The following is a 14483-nucleotide window of genomic DNA, read 5'->3' on the forward strand; positions in this document are numbered from 1 at the left end:
GCCAGAAGGAGTCCTCCCCATGTCATCCCCCAATACCCCCGAGTCAGCCATGACGGAGATTCGCTGGACCGACGGTGCCCTTAAGCGGATGGAGCGCGCACCCATTTTCCTGCGGAGCATGGTGCGTCGCTTGGCCGAGAAAAAGGCCCGCGAGTTGGGCTATGACGAGATCGATGAAATCAAGCTGGATCAGTTTAAGGGACAGATGATGGGCCGCATGGGTGGCGAGGCCGGGATGGCCTCCGCCGCCGATGCGATGGAGAAAGGGCAGCTGCCGTGGACGGCGGCGGCCAAGGCGCGGCTCGATGCGGTGCCTGATTTTATGCGCGGGATGATCAAGCAGATTGCCGAAGAGTTGGCCCGTGAAGGCGGGCACATGGAGGTCAACATCGATCTCCTCGATCGTGTCGAGTCGATGGGGGATTTGCGCGAACAAGAGCTCCCTCCCTTGGAGTGGAGCGAGGGGGCGTTGGCGCTGCTTCAGCAGAAGATCAAGGATTCCCCGCCGATTGCGCTGGAATTCGTCAGCGACATGATCCGGCATGACACCGAAGAAGCGGCAAGAGAGAAGGGGTTCACCAGGATCGACGAAGAGAACGTCCGGCAGTTATGGGACGCGCCGCAACAGCGGGTGGCCTGGTCGGATGAGGCGTGGAAGCGGCTGCAAACCTCACCGGACTTTGTCCGGAGCGGCATCAGGAAAGCGGCCGAACGGCGCGCCCGAAAGCTGGGTCTTGCCGAGATCGACTCCGATCATCTGACGACGTTCCGCAATCAGGCCATGATGAAAGCGGTAAAGCGCATTCGATCATTCGGGTATAATGAACTGACGTTTGATGCCTTTGACACCGCCCTCACGAAAACCAAGCGGCTGCAGGGGAATGATCAGGCTGAAAAGCGCCTGCAGGAAATTCGCGGCCACTTTGCCGATCCTAATGTCAAGAAGCCCGAAGGCGGCACACTGGGTGCCGACCTCATGGATCGATTCCGCAAGTATCTGAAGGGTGAGGGGGCGCTGTAACGTCCCCTCATTCTTCCGCCCTCAGCGTTACCTTACGGCAACGGAACAACAGTGGGCATCTGCGCATTGCGAGCGGCGTCTATGCGTCCTGTCTGAGGGTGCGCAAGTTGCCCCGGAATCGCCAGCGCGACTCCGGGGAACGCCTTAGTGGGCTGCGACGGGTTTCGGCCAGAACTTGTGACGAATCTGTGGCAGCGGTTCGTTATCGAAGTTCGGAATGTCATAGAGGCAACGGTCAATGGTGGCCACTTCCTCTTCGGTCAAATCGAGCGTGACTTTCTTTTTCCAGAACTGATCGAGCGTAAAGTAATCAGCCGACTGAGGCTTCTCAGCCAGCAGCGCCTTCATTTTCTGGAACCCTTCGGTCTCGACACCGGGAACGCGTCCCTTGTTTCGATCATGACACCAGGTCAAGACTTCGGCGATGCCGTACATCGTCAAGTCGATCTTCACGAGATTACTCATTGGATCCTCCTCAAGTGAGCGCCCATTCTAGCGCAATCACAACCGCATCGACAAGGCTCTTTGCAAGGATTTCCCCGGGATGTTCGCCGGTCCCTCTCTTTGATTGCCAGGTGAAAGACGGGGTCTGTATACTGCCCCTTCTGCCCAGCTTCTTGGGGCGACGAGCCTCTGAATTGATGGTCGGCTAGGCCTTACGGCCTAGCTTACGTAATGGGATGCCGGTGAAGATACCTGATGTTGTGAGACGTATCCGAGCGTCTGCGTGGTCCACCCTCGCCCTCTTTGCGCTGTGTTGCGTGTCTATTCTGTCCTGCACGAAGGCCAACCCCTACACCCCCCCGGATCTCTTTTACTACTACGCCAGTTACAAAGTGGGGAAAAATCCGACCACGATCACGACGGCCGATCTCAATCACGACTCCTTTACCGACCTGATCACGACCAATATATCCAGCAACACCCTGTCGATTTTATTGGGTAACGGCGACGGGAGTTTCCAAGAGCAAATGCAAGTCAAAGTCTGCCAGGAACCCCGAGCCCTTGCGATGGCGGATTTCAATCTCGATACCCATTCGGACGTGGTCCTTGCCTGCTCCGGCGGCGACGAGATTGCATTACTGGTCGGCCGCGGGAATGGGAAATTTGAGGAAGGCCCGCATTACCCCGTTCATCGGACGCCCGTGGCCTTGGCGACAGACGATCTCAATGGGGACGGCCATCCGGATGTCGTGGTGGCATTGCGGAATGACAAGATCAAAATCTTTCTCGGGACGGGCACGCCTGAGTTCCGGCATGGCGCGCAATATCAGTATGGTGATACCCCCACCTCCGTCGCGCTGGCCGACCTTAATGCCGACGGCAAGGTTGATCTGGTGGTCACCAACGGGGGACCGATGTCTAACGCGGTGTCGATTTGGGTCGGAAAGGGAGATGGAACTTTTCTAGATCCCAAGGATTATCCAACCGGGAAACGACCACTGGGAGTCAGCTTTGCCGATTTTAACAATGACCGCCACCGCGATCTCCTCGTGATCAACGGCGAGCGAGACAGCTTTACGACCTTTCTTGGAAACGGAGATGCCACCTTTCAGCCGGGCCAGGATTCGGGCGCTGATGCCGGGCCCATCTCCGGCATTACACGTGATTTTAATGGGGACCACGTTGTGGATGTGGCCATCGCGAATCTCCAGTCGAATGATCTGTCCATCATCTTTGGAAAAGGCGACGGAACGTTTTATTACCCGCCGAGGAATTATCGAACGAAGGCCGGTCCCTTCGCGATCGCTTCATTCTGGGTCACGACCAAGCAGGTCGAGGAGCCGGGACTGGTGACGGCGGACAATGGTGATGGCTCCGTCTCCATTTTTCTCCATCGCGGGCTAAAAACCATCGCTCCCGCAACCTCGTCCGGTACGTCGTAGAGGAATAGCCGCCACGGGTAATGCCCCTCTTCTTGACAGGTTGGGGACCCTCGGATAGAGTGGCCGACAGGCGTGATTATGCGCCATTTTTTGTCTGTGTGACCCGAATGCCGCTGAGAATCTTTACCTGGTGGTTTGCGATGGGCGCAATCATGACCCTCGCCGTGCTCATGGTTCAGGGCGGTATTCGAGATCTGTTGGAAGGGACTCAGCCTGTCGCCGGCGCCACGGCCCTTGTGTCGTTCGGAACCACGATCCTCGGCGGAGGCTTGCTGGCCGGGTGCCTGGCCCTCGTGATGAATCGACTGCGGTAACGTCGAGTGAGACAGAGACGGGATGCATTGCCTCAAATGCAAAGGCTTCATGATGGTGGAGCGTCACTATACCCTCATGAACAAACGACTCTACGCCCGTTGCCTTAATTGCGGGTTTTGGATCGACCTCGCCGATGTGCTCCGCTTTTTCCATAAAGTAATCGATAGCAGTGTGCGGGGCAGAAAAGTTCGAGAGTCCTACACGTTATAAGCCGTCGGGTCGGCCGGCAGATGTGACAGACCCGTGTGGCAGGGAGTCCACCCAGCATGATGCGAATTCTACGTACGGCAGCCATGATCCTTTCCCTCGTCGGGGCCGTACTGGCCGGGGTTTCGTCTCCCGCGCATGCCGAATACCGTTCAAAACACAAACACCATGTCCGCCCCGTGACATCGTCGACGCACCACCTCCCCTGGAGAATCGCGCCGGCGCACAGCATTCTCCTCAAGGAATTGCGATCGGGGCGTATTCTGTACGAGCATGATTCGCTCCGGCGACTTTCCCCCGCGAGTCTGACCAAGATCATGTCGGCACTGGTGATTCTGGAAAGAGGGAAGCTCGACGATCTGGCCACGATCAGCCGGAATGCGGCCCGCGCTCCGAAGACGCATTTGCGCGTGCGAGCAGGGGAGGTCTTCAGGCTCGAGGACTTGCTGAAAGCGATGCTGATCGTATCGGCCAATGACGCCTGTCTTGCCGCCGTCGAGCATGTCGGGGGTGACGAAGAGCAGTTCGTCATGCTGATGAATGCCAAGGCGGCTGCGCTGGGCCTCGTGGATACCCACTTCAGCAACGGGTGCGGGTTTGACGGCCCCGAGCATTATTCCACGGCAGAGGATCTGGCGAAGCTCAGTGAAATCGCGCTGCAGAATCCCGTCTTCCGCGAGTTGGTTCGTGAAGAGCGGGAAATCATTACTCCCGTGAGCGGACACCGGTCGTATGTGCTACATACGACCAACCGGCTGCTTGGTCGCATTCCCGGTGTGGAGGGGGTGAAGACCGGCTTCACCTCCAAAGCCGGGCGCTGCCTCATCGCCAAGGTTTCTCAAAACGGCAGCGACCTGCTGCTGGTGATCCTGAATTCCAACCGCCGCTGGAATACTGCGGTCAGCCTCATCGATTACGGGCTCAAAGCGACTGAAATCGTTCGATAGATTGCTCCCCAGCCCTCACGTTCTCTCAAAGACACAGCCATCCGCTCCACTCCTTTGCGCGATGTTCAGGTGGGCCTGGCCAGGTGTGCCTGGAGAAGGAACGCACGCGAATCACCCGGGGACACCCGCGAAGCTGGTGGGGAAGCTCGATCGGGATGGTTTGGGGGCACCTATGCTGGCTGTGACCAGTGGCAGTCGTCTTAGCTGCCACTGGTCGATCAGTCGTTAGCGGGGGAGGGAGAATTCGATGTTGATATCTTTGCCGAGGTAATTGACCTGGAAGCCTTGCTTGTCATAGGCCATCACCGCCCCCATGACGTTCTCATCGCCGTATTCTTCTTTACCCAGAAGTTTCCGGATGTCTTCCGGGCTTTCGCTATTCAGCACATTGCGGAAGATGCCTCTTGTCTTATGCGCAAATCGGTTATTGACAAAAATGAGGTCTACTTTCCCATCCTGCACCCGCACCCCGGCCATCGGGCCGGTAGGCTTTCGTTGATCGATTAGAAAAATGAATGTGGCTTCCTGCTCGGCTTTGATCCCCGAGATCTTCTCGTTCACGAGCATGTCCAAAGCCTTCGCTTCCGAATCACCAAGCTTGATGCCGAAGAGGGAAATAGAGTCACTGGAAATATTTTTCGGCTCCATGACGTCATTCTTGCTCAATTCATAGGGCTCGGCGTGCAGGGAGGTAGGAACGCTCGTGAGGAGCGCCACGAGTACCCAGGCTAGCGCGATCAACCCGTATTTATCCCTCATCGATTCCTCCTTCACGTCGCTCTCAAGATGAATGTTGTTCTGTATCAGGATCTATGTCGGCATTGGCGGGTCTAAACAATCATCGGTTATTTTAGCCAAGGGGGTGACGAACTTGCAAGAAAGAGGCGGGCTGCGGTTTTAGTATCCTGCGTCTGGGCGATTCTTCCCGTGGCAGACCCGTATAATTTACACAGGGAGGGCTGTGATGTTTCGAAGTATTCAGCAGACCATGATCATCAGCTGCGTTGGAACGGTACTCATGATGGCCGGTTGTTCAGGAATGGAGCCGGCACCATCCGGTAAGTCTCTCTACGATCGTCTTGGCGGAAGGCCGGTCATCACGGGAGTGACGGATCAGTTTGTCGCTAATGTAGTCAACGACACACGTATTAATGTCCGCTTTGCGACCACGGACATTCAGAAGATGAAAGGTCAGCTTGTTGATCAGGTGTGCATGGTGACGGGCGGCCCGTGCAAGTACACAGGCCGGGAGATGAAACCGCTTCATGCAGGGATGAAAATCACCGACGGGGATTTTGGCGCCTTCGTGGGCGATCTTGTTGCTGCCCTCGACCAGTTCAAGGTTCCGGCTCAAGCAAAGAATGAGTTGCTGGGCCTATTAGGCCGGATGAAGAAAGACATTGTGGAGTAGGGAAGGATGGATTAGGCCGCCGGGTTTGTGAAAGGGGCCCGGCTGTCACGCCCTGCGCTTCTACGATGCGGGGGCTGTTGCGAGCAGGAGTTCGCCCAGGCGGCGAAGCCGGAGAAAATACGGGCGGCAGTCAGGCTCGAGTTCCTCGGTCAAGCCTTCCAAATCCGACAAGCAGTCTTTCAAGATCGTAATACGTTGAGGGTCCAACCCTTCAGGGCTGTCCAGAAAGAACACCACGCAGCCGCTGATCACGGTATCGAGCGTCATCAACTGGCCCTGGTTCGGGCTCGCAAACTGAGGCCATCCGTCGCCGCAGTGGGCTTCCCAGGCCGAGGCAATAGGTGAACGGTTCACGGAAATCCTCAGGTATGCTGGTGGCTACTCATGTCCCAGCCACCCTAACGCATGGAGGAGGAGCACGGCAAGGGTGCAGAGTCCAATCCCGAGGAAGCGATAGTCCACATCCTCGCGTTGCAAGCACCACCCGATCACGATTGCTCGCCATGCCGGCGAGCCCCAGGCCAGAAATAACCCCTTGGTCATCATTGATGTAGCGGTGAGCGTCCAGAGCGGTTGATAGCGGAATTCAAGGGTGCCCACGAGCAAGACGATTCCCGCCACCACAGAGACCAATTGCCAGATCAGGAGGGACGGATTTCCTTGGAGGGTTTCGCGAACCCTCTCAACGACAAAGCGCGGTGCGACCAGGAGGGAGAGGCCATCGGCCAGCCAGATGCCGGCAATGGCAGCCAGGGCATATTCGTTCATGCGGTTACGTATGGCATGGGATTGTGAGGGTGATCATCAAGATTCGGTGAACCTCAGGGATACAATCCCCGCTGGAGATGGGCCTGGGCGACCTTGTCGATTCCGCTCATCAGGGCGGCCATGCGCATGGACACACACCGCTCTGTTGCAAACTGTTTGGTCCGATGAAAGGCCGAGGTGATGATCTCCTGCAGCCGGTTACGGATATCCGTCTCGCTCCAGAAGAACCGTTGAAGATCCTGCACCCATTCAAAGTACGAGACGATCACCCCGCCCGAGTTCGCCAGGATGTCCGGAATGATAAAGACTCCCTTATCTTCCAGAATCCGGTCGGCTTCCAGCGTGGTCGGGCCGTTGGCCCCTTCGGCGAGAATCCGGCAGCGCAGGGATGCGGCGTTCTTTCCGGTGATTTGTTCGGATAGCGCAGCCGGGACCAGCACCGTGCAATCGAGTTGGAGGAGTTCCTCGTTGCTGAGCCAGTCGCCCATCTTGGTGTCCCGCAACGACTGGCCCCTGGTCTTATAGCGATCCAGCAGGTCCCGCACATCAAGCCCACGGGGGTTATAAATTCCACCGGTGACGTCGCTCACCGCAATCACGCGCGCACCTTGCTGTTGCATGATGAGTGCGGTATGCGATCCCACATTACCGAATCCCTGAACGGCCACGGTTGCATCTTGAACCGACAGGTTCAGCTGTCGGAGCGCTTCCAGGGTGACGTACACGACGCCGCGGCCCGTGGCTTCTTCTCGTCCCAGGCTGCCGCCGATCGAGACGGGTTTCCCTGTGACGACTCCGGGAACGGCGTATCCCACCTGTTGGCTATAGGTGTCCATGATCCAGGCCATGGTCTGCGCATCGGTGCCGACATCCGGGGCCGGCACATCCTGATCCGGTCCGATGAGCGGGAAAATCTCCGCTGCGTAGCGTCGCGTCAGCCGCTGCAGCTCGGCGCGCGAGAGTTGCTTGGGAGCGACCGTGACGCCGCCCTTTGCGCCGCCGTAGGGGAGTCCGGCCAAGGCGCATTTCCAGGTCATCCACATGGCCAGCGCGGCCACTTCGCCCAGGTTGACGTCGGGATGGTAGCGGATGCCGCCCTTGGACGGGCCGCGAGACGAGTCGTGCTGCACGCGATAGCCGGTGAACACCTCGACGCGGCCATCGTCCATGCGCACGGGCACGCTGACGACCAAGGAGCGCTGCGGCAACTTGAGCCGTTCCCGCAGGTTGCGGTCCAACTGCATGGTTTCGGCGGCTTGATCGAATTGGGCCACTGCCAGTCGGTAGGTGTGGGTATCAAGTTCTTTCATATGAGCCTCAATACTAGAATCAGGTCTCCCTGTTGAGCAAGGGCGGAAGCCAGTCAATGCCCAGTAGCGCACCCAAGCGAAGCGCGAGATCGCGTTTCACGTCGGCGACGGAAACAGGACGGCCGAGGACCTCCGCCATGGACGTTACGCGGCAATTGCTCAATCCGCAGGGCGTAATGCGCCCAAAGGGAGACAGGTCCATCTGGACATTGAGCGCGATGCCGTGCATCGTCACTCCACGGTCTACTCGAATGCCGATTGAGGCAATCTTCGCGTCGTGCGGAGCCGTGACCCACACACCCGGGGTCTTTTCCCTTCGCTGGCCCTCGATCCCGTGGTCTTGCAGGCCGCCAATAATGACGTCCTCCAATTGCTGCACATACTGTTTCACTCCTCTGGCGTACTGCGTCAGGCGGAGAACGGGGTAGATGATGACTTGACCCGGGCCATGATAGGTCACAGACCCGCCTCGGTTCACGTGGTGTACTTCCGCCCCTTCCGCCTGCAAGGGGGCCGGGTCACCGCCCCAGTCGGAAGGTTTCGTGCTTCGTCCCAACGTATAGACCGGCAGATGTTCAAGAATCAGCACCGTGTCGGGCCTTGCCTCTCCGACTCGCTCGTGATGCACACGCGATTGCAGTGCCCACGCGGTGGCATAGGAGACCGGCTCCTGGAAGAGGAGAAGTTCTGCTTGCCTCTCCCTCATTCCCTCACGTGCGGGAACGGTGAGCGCTTTTTCTGAAGTAGATGGCATGGGCGTCACGGAAAGGGCTTCTGTCCAGGCGGACGAGGCACCGTCAGCGTGGTCTGTCCGCCGTGGCCATGGATGGTGAATTGAACGGGCGGCTGGTCGCCTCCCCGCATGACGCTGTGCCAGAAGTCGCCCATGTTGTAGAGTTGGTGCTGATCGAGTGCCGTGATCACATCGCCTGTCTGTAAGCCCGCAGTGCCGGCCGGCTTCGACGGGTCCACATTCAGCGCGAGAACGCCACGTTCGGCATCCAATCCGAAGCTGGCGGCAATGCTGGGGGTCACGGTCACCGGCGTAAATCCGAAATCGGGTCTGGTGACAGATCCCTGCATCATCATGGAGTGAATGTGAGGGTAGACCGCCTCTAATGCAATGGCGTAGCTGATTGCCTGGGCTGACGGGGCAATGGCGACATTGATACCCACGACATCTCCGGCAAGATCGACCAGGGGGCCGCCGCTGTTCCCGGGGTTGATGGCGGCATCGGTCTGAATCAGGTCATAGAGTGTCTCACCATTCGGCGTCAGCACCGATCGATCGAGCGCGCTGACGACGCCGACGGTCACCGTGGAGCCGCCTTTCAGGGCGAGGGGATTCCCGATTGCCACCACCGTTTCACCAATCTCCAACGAAGCGGTTTGTTTCAGTGTGGCCGGCACGAGATCCTGCGCGTTGATCTTGACTAACGCCAAATCCAGGAGGAAATCTCGCGCGACAACGCGACCGGGAGTAAGCCGGCCGGTCGGCAATCCTACCACCAGGCTCGTGACGCCTTCGACGAGGTGGTTGTTTGTCAGCACATAGCCGGTGATATCGATGACAATGCCCGAACCGGAGCCGGATTGCGGACCGTGTTGAGAGGGAATGGCTGGCATGCCCCGAGTCAGGATCGTGACGACCGAGGGGCGGACTTTGGCCACCACGGCGGGAATCGAGAGCGTCTTCTCATCGGCCGCTGCAACTCCGTCGAAGGCGAGGGTGAGCAGGCAGGTGCTCATGAACAAGCTCAGAGCGGAGATACAGCGGCGGCTTGTCATCGTGAGATCTGACTTCATGGCTGAGCCTGTGAGCGTCGGGTGTGATGATCCCGGAGCCGGCGCACATTCTCTCATACCTGAGGGGGAGGGGGAAGCCTGATCTGGAGCGCGAGGCATATCCCTCGCGCCCCAGGTCCGAAAGGCGGTTGAGTCCTACTGGATTGCCGCAAACATTTCTTTAATCTGCGGAGTCTTCAGCTTCTTGAGCGCCTTGGCCTCAATCTGCCGGATCCGTTCCCTGGTAACCGACAGGCTCTGTCCCACCTGTTCCAATGTGCAGGGCTCATCGTATCCGATGCCGAACCGGAGGCGGATCACGGTTTGCTCCCGCGGGGTCAGCGTGCCAAGGATACGATCCAGCTGTTGCGCCATCTCCGTTCGATGCACATGGGCATCAGGAGGCGCTGCTTGCTGGTCGGGAATCATCTCCCCGAATTCGGTGTCGCCGTCTCCGATCGGACGTTCGAGGGCCACCGGTTCCTGAAAGGCCTGCACCGTTTCATGCAGCCGCTCAGGCCTCATGCGGAGGACATCCGCGATCTCCTCCAGGCGCGCCGGCCGGCCCAACTGTTGAGCGAGACGGCGCGTGACGCGGAGAATCCGGCTCGACGCTTCCGTCTGATGAACGGGAATGCGAATCGTCCGCGATTGATCGGCCAGCGCCCGCGTAATACCCTGCCTGATCCACCAGGTGGCGTAGGTGCTGAACTTGAACCCTTTGCGATATTGGTAGCGTTCGGCCGCTTTCATCAAGCCGATGTTGCCTTCCTGCACAAGGTCCAGGAGAGTCAGCCCTCGTCCTGTGTAGTGTTTGGCGACATCGACGACGAGACGGAGGTTGCATCGCACGAGCTCGTCTTTCCCCTTCTCCAACACCGCACGGGCCGCCCGGATTTCGTCGAGCAATGCCTTGATCTGTTTTGCCGTCGTGGGTGCGGGTTTCATCTCGCGCACGGCAGGTTTGAGGATCGCCGTGAGCGCCTGCTCGGCTTTGTCCAGGGCGGTCGCCGAGAAGCCGCTCAACTGCCGCGTGAGTTGAAGGGCGGTCATTGATTCCTGGAGTACGGGAGTGCGTTTCGATCGCGCGAGCACTTTGAGTGTGTGCCGCAAGGCGATGCGGATGCGCCGCGTCCCCTCATCGACGCGCTTGGCCAACGCGATTTCTTCTTCGCGCGTCAGAAGCGCACGTTCTCCGAACGAACGGAAATACAGCGACTCGAGCAGGAAAGGACTGGCACCCTGGCTCGTGCGCATCGTGGCAGGAGCCGTCTCTGGTGCCTCGGTTTCCGGGTCTGCCTCCCGTTCGATCACTTCCAGCGCATCGCTGGCCTCGGAGTCATCGGTATCCACGTCTGCCGTTATGGTCGTAGTGCCTTCAACGCCGTCAGTCGACCGAAGATCTTCGTTTTTCATCGCCTCACCCTTTGCATCCTGGTTTCTCATCTCACCCTCCACTACAATTAGAGCAACCCGGGACCAAGAAGATTCGTCGTCGATACCCGCACTCTGTGATTTCTCTACGAAGCAAGAGCGGTGCTGGATTGGACATGAGGACGGTCATGAGCAATCCCCAGGATATTGCAGGAAGATTAGGGAGACTTAATGAGAAATGACGCGTGTGCCTGTCACAAGAATGCGGCAGCTCTGTATGGTTTATCCCAAAGACGAGGCCGAATTGCCACACCATTGCAAACCGTGACGTTGTTGACCGGATCGAGGCGGCAATCATGGGGGAATGGTCAGGCGAATGTGTGGTGATTCGTTTTGAGCCGGGGCAAAGAGGGCCTCTTGGTTGCAAACAGTGGAACGAACCACCTAGAATGCCGCCCCATGTCGCAACTCATCAGCGGTGAACGCATTCACCTCGTCGATAAAAAAGGGCGTCAGTATGCCCTGACCTTGAAGGCCGGGGACACCTATCACTTCAGCGGACAGAAAATCCCTCATGATGACATGATCGGCCGTCCCGATGGGACGATTGTGACGCTTTCAGGCGGGAGGCAGATGCTGGCCCTGCGTCCGACCTTCGGCGAGTACGTCCTCAAGATGCCGCGTGGTGCGCAGGTGTTGTATCCCAAGGATTTGGCGCTGATTCCCATGTGGGCGGATGTCTATCCCGGGGCGAGGGTGTTTGAGGCCGGCACCGGTTCAGGCGCGCTGACGATGGCACTCTTGCGAGCCGTGGGGCCGCGCGGTCTGGTCGTGACCTATGAGATGCGCGAAGATTTTGCGAAAACGGCTCTCACCAACATCGAGCGCTACATGGGACCGACGCCGACGTTGATATCCTGCCGGAAGAGTGCGTATGAAGGCATCGATCTGCCCGACGACGGGGTGCCGTTCGATCGCGTCGTTCTCGACCTGCCGGAGCCCTGGCAGGTGGTGCCTCATGCGGCGAAGGCGCTTCGGTCAGGCGGCATCTATCTGAGTTTTGTCCCTACAGTTCCGCAAGTGATTCAGACGGTCCAGGCGCTGGAGCGGGCGACGGTCTTTGGCATGATCGAGACATTCGAATCATTAATCCGCACCTGGTCGGTGCAAGGCCGAAGCGTGCGCCCCGATCATCGGATGGTCGCGCACTCGGGCTTTATCACGGTTGCGAGAAAAGTTGAGCCGGGGTTGTTGAGTGTGGGGCAGGAGCGCGAGCGAGCGGCTGAGGCTATGGCTGAGGAGGTCGGTGGCAATGAGGCAGGGGAGCAGCCGCAATGAGCCGTCTGGCCGGGAAAGTGGCCCTGATCACGGGCGGCAACGCTGGTATCGGGGAAGCGGTGGCGAAGCTCTTTGCCCGTGAAGGCGCGTCGGTGGTCATTACCGGTCGGCGTAAAGACGAACTGGATCGCGTCGCGGCAGACATTCAAAATGATAAGGGGATGGTGCTCGCTGTGGCGGGGTCGGTGACCGACGAGTCTCACATTCGGTCCGCCGTGGCGGAGGCGGTTCGTCACTTCAACGGGCTCGACATTCTGGTCAATAACGCGGGCATCGGCGACTTCGGCAAACGCGTCCACGAAACCGATGATGAAACCTGGTCGCGCGTGCTCGACGTGAATCTCACGGGGGTCTTTCGCATGACGCGGGCCGCAATTCCGGCGATGTTGGCGCGGGGGCGTGGATCGATTGTGAATATTTCCTCCATCGCCAGTCTTGTCGGAATTCCCCTGCTCCCGGCCTATGCTGCGTCAAAAGGCGCGCTGGATTCCCTGACCCGGTCGATTGCCGTTGATTACGCGAAGGATGGCATTCGATGCAATGTCGTGAATCCCGGGTTGATTGCCACACCGATGGCGGCGCCCCTGATGGGCAATCCGGAACAGCTCGATCCAATCCTCGATCACTACCCGATCAGACGCCCCGGCAAGCCGGAAGAGGTCGCGAATATGGTGCTGTACCTTGCCTCCGATGAATCCGCCTGGGTGACGGGTGGCACGTTCACGGTCGACGGGGGCATGACAGCCTGGTGAGACAGGTCTGAGAACTTATGGAAATTGACGCACATACCCGGTTTTGCGGAGTGATCGGAAACCCGGTCGAACATTCCCTGTCACCCGCCATTCACAATGCGGCGTTCCAGAAGCTGGGGCTGAATTTCGTTTATCTTGCCTTTCGAGTGGAAGCCATCGGCGATGCAATCAAGGGGTTGCGCGCCTTAGGGAGCTTCCGCGGGGCGAGCGTGACAATCCCACACAAGGTCTCGGCGATTCCGTTCTTAGACGAGGTCGAGCCGACCGCCCGGCACATCGGCGCCATCAATACGATTGTGGCAGAGAACGGGAAGCTGACCGGCTACAACACGGATGCGACCGGCGCCTTGCGCGCCCTTCGAGAGGGCGCAGGTTCTCTCAAGGGGAAACGGGTTGTCATGCTGGGATCAGGAGGGGCTGCGCGCGCCATCGCCTTTGCCTTGGCGGCGGAATCAGGCGTGACCGGATTGACCCTGCTCGGTGTGGACGGGAAGGAACGGTCGGCCTTGGCTGCGGACCTGCGGGTGAAAACGGAGTTGTCCGTCCAGGATGCGATGCTTGACGACGCGGCGCTGGCTCGAGAACTTCCAGGGGCTCAAGTGCTCATCCACTGCACGCCTATCGGGATGTCTCCCAAAGTGGAGGCGACCTGCGTGCCGCCGCAGTTGCTGCATCCCGGATTGGCCGTCATGGACATTGTTTATAACCCGCGGGAAACACGATTGCTCAAGGATGCTAGGCTGGCTGGCTGTGTGACGATTCCGGGTCTCGAAATGTTCCTTCATCAGGCTGTGGCCCAATTCGAATTGTGGACGAATCAGCCGGCACCGGCCGACGTGATGCGTGCGGTCTTGGAATCCCGCTTCCAATGAACATCGTCCTGATCGGCTATCGAGGGACCGGGAAAAGCACCGTGGGTAAAGTGCTGGCCAGCCGGCTTGGCCGGACGCTTGTCTCGACTGACGCAGAGATTGTGCGGCGCGCTGGACAGACCATCCCTGAGATTGTGGCAAAACTTGGCTGGGACTATTTCCGCGACCTGGAATCCACCGTCTGTCAGGAACTCGCCATGAGAGACGGATTGATTATCGACACGGGCGGCGGTGCGATTCTCCGATCCCAGAATGTGGACAGTCTCAAGAAGACCGGGACGCTGTTTTGGCTCACGGCTTCCATACAGTCGATTGCGTCACGTATCGGAGGGGATACCCAGCGGCCCTCGCTGACGGGGACCAAATCGTTCTTGGAGGAAATTCAAGAAGTCCTGACCGAGCGGACTCCCAAGTACCAGGCTGCAGCCGATCATGTGGTCTCGACCGACGGGCAGTCCATAACCCAGATTGTCGATACGATTCAGTCTTGTCTCTAA

At 58.8% G+C, this 14483-nt stretch carries 18 protein-coding genes; 10 read left to right on the forward strand and 8 right to left on the reverse strand.

Translation table 11 applies throughout. The features are described 5' to 3' along the window. Positions 1-19 precede the first annotated feature (19 nt). Complete coding sequence (locus ACO9S2_RS09135; RefSeq protein WP_423721692.1) at positions 20-1021, forward strand: PCP reductase family protein; 1002 nt, start codon at positions 20-22, stop codon at positions 1019-1021. Between the two features lie 144 nt (positions 1022-1165). On the opposite strand, the gene ACO9S2_RS09140 is transcribed toward ACO9S2_RS09135, so the two are convergent. Beyond that, positions 1166-1486: a hypothetical protein gene (locus ACO9S2_RS09140; RefSeq protein ID WP_423721693.1), complete on the reverse strand. Its 321-nt coding sequence runs from the start codon at positions 1484-1486 to the stop codon at positions 1166-1168. 239 nt (positions 1487-1725) lie between these two features. Between ACO9S2_RS09140 and ACO9S2_RS09145 the strand changes: the two genes are divergently transcribed. The 4 genes from ACO9S2_RS09145 (at position 1726) to ACO9S2_RS09160 (ending at position 4376) form a co-directional block, all read left to right on the forward strand. Continuing rightward, positions 1726-2907 carry an FG-GAP repeat domain-containing protein gene (locus ACO9S2_RS09145; protein ID WP_423721695.1) on the forward strand — a complete coding sequence of 394 codons (1182 nt, stop codon included), beginning with the start codon at positions 1726-1728 and terminating at the stop codon, positions 2905-2907. A 107-nt stretch (positions 2908-3014) separates the two neighbouring features. Continuing rightward, a complete protein-coding gene (locus ACO9S2_RS09150; protein ID WP_423721697.1) occupies positions 3015-3221 on the forward strand; it encodes a hypothetical protein in 207 nt (68 codons plus the stop codon). A 22-nt stretch (positions 3222-3243) separates the two neighbouring features. Next, positions 3244-3432: a hypothetical protein gene (locus tag ACO9S2_RS09155; RefSeq protein ID WP_423721698.1), complete on the forward strand. Its 189-nt coding sequence runs from the start codon at positions 3244-3246 to the stop codon at positions 3430-3432. Between the two features lie 56 nt (positions 3433-3488). Then, on the forward strand, positions 3489-4376 hold the full coding sequence (locus ACO9S2_RS09160; protein ID WP_423721699.1) for a D-alanyl-D-alanine carboxypeptidase family protein: 888 nt from the start codon (positions 3489-3491) through the stop codon (positions 4374-4376). A gap of 225 nt (positions 4377-4601) precedes the next feature. On the opposite strand, the gene ACO9S2_RS09165 is transcribed toward ACO9S2_RS09160, so the two are convergent. Next, a complete protein-coding gene (locus ACO9S2_RS09165; RefSeq protein ID WP_423721700.1) occupies positions 4602-5135 on the reverse strand; it encodes a hypothetical protein in 534 nt (177 codons plus the stop codon). A 205-nt stretch (positions 5136-5340) separates the two neighbouring features. Between ACO9S2_RS09165 and ACO9S2_RS09170 the strand changes: the two genes are divergently transcribed. Beyond that, the gene (locus ACO9S2_RS09170) at positions 5341-5787 is read left to right on the forward strand and encodes a group I truncated hemoglobin (RefSeq protein ID WP_423721701.1); all 447 of its coding nucleotides are present in this window, start codon (positions 5341-5343) and stop codon (positions 5785-5787) included. 60 nt (positions 5788-5847) lie between these two features. Here the strand turns inward: ACO9S2_RS09170 and ACO9S2_RS09175 are convergent, their stop codons facing one another. From ACO9S2_RS09175 to ACO9S2_RS09200, 6 genes are all read right to left on the reverse strand, one after another. Further along, positions 5848-6141, reverse strand: coding sequence for a hypothetical protein (locus tag ACO9S2_RS09175; RefSeq protein ID WP_423721702.1), 294 nt, complete (start codon positions 6139-6141; stop codon positions 5848-5850). Positions 6142-6165: 24 nt separating this feature from the next. After that, a complete protein-coding gene (locus ACO9S2_RS09180; protein ID WP_423721703.1) occupies positions 6166-6555 on the reverse strand; it encodes a hypothetical protein in 390 nt (129 codons plus the stop codon). A 53-nt stretch (positions 6556-6608) separates the two neighbouring features. Next, positions 6609-7865, reverse strand: coding sequence for a Glu/Leu/Phe/Val family dehydrogenase (locus ACO9S2_RS09185; protein ID WP_423721704.1), 1257 nt, complete (start codon positions 7863-7865; stop codon positions 6609-6611). Between the two features lie 19 nt (positions 7866-7884). Next, on the reverse strand, positions 7885-8571 hold the full coding sequence (gene lipB, locus ACO9S2_RS09190) for a lipoyl(octanoyl) transferase LipB (protein WP_423721705.1): 687 nt from the start codon (positions 8569-8571) through the stop codon (positions 7885-7887). 53 nt (positions 8572-8624) lie between these two features. Further along, on the reverse strand, positions 8625-9671 hold the full coding sequence (locus tag ACO9S2_RS09195) for a S1C family serine protease (RefSeq protein ID WP_423721706.1): 1047 nt from the start codon (positions 9669-9671) through the stop codon (positions 8625-8627). 135 nt (positions 9672-9806) lie between these two features. Next, on the reverse strand, positions 9807-11096 hold the full coding sequence (locus ACO9S2_RS09200) for an RNA polymerase sigma factor RpoD/SigA (protein ID WP_423721707.1): 1290 nt from the start codon (positions 11094-11096) through the stop codon (positions 9807-9809). A gap of 387 nt (positions 11097-11483) precedes the next feature. On the opposite strand from ACO9S2_RS09200, the gene ACO9S2_RS09205 reads away from it, so the two are divergent. Genes ACO9S2_RS09205 through ACO9S2_RS09220 form a run of 4 tightly spaced genes read left to right on the forward strand, consistent with a single transcriptional unit; the run spans position 11484 to position 14483 of the window. Further along, positions 11484-12362: a tRNA (adenine-N1)-methyltransferase gene (locus tag ACO9S2_RS09205; protein ID WP_423721708.1), complete on the forward strand. Its 879-nt coding sequence runs from the start codon at positions 11484-11486 to the stop codon at positions 12360-12362. Continuing rightward, positions 12359-13114, forward strand: coding sequence for an SDR family NAD(P)-dependent oxidoreductase (locus tag ACO9S2_RS09210; RefSeq protein WP_423721709.1), 756 nt, complete (start codon positions 12359-12361; stop codon positions 13112-13114). Before ACO9S2_RS09205 ends, ACO9S2_RS09210 begins: the two co-directional genes overlap by 4 nt. A 17-nt stretch (positions 13115-13131) precedes the next feature. After that, entirely contained in the window at positions 13132-13986 is an 855-nt protein-coding gene (locus ACO9S2_RS09215; protein ID WP_423721710.1) for a shikimate dehydrogenase, read from the forward strand. After that, on the forward strand, positions 13983-14483 hold the full coding sequence (locus ACO9S2_RS09220) for a shikimate kinase (protein ID WP_423721711.1): 501 nt from the start codon (positions 13983-13985) through the stop codon (positions 14481-14483). Before ACO9S2_RS09215 ends, ACO9S2_RS09220 begins: the two co-directional genes overlap by 4 nt.

It is taken from the genome of Nitrospira sp. NS4 (assembly GCF_049546785.1).
In the GTDB taxonomy this organism is placed as follows: domain Bacteria; phylum Nitrospirota; class Nitrospiria; order Nitrospirales; family Nitrospiraceae; genus Nitrospira_D.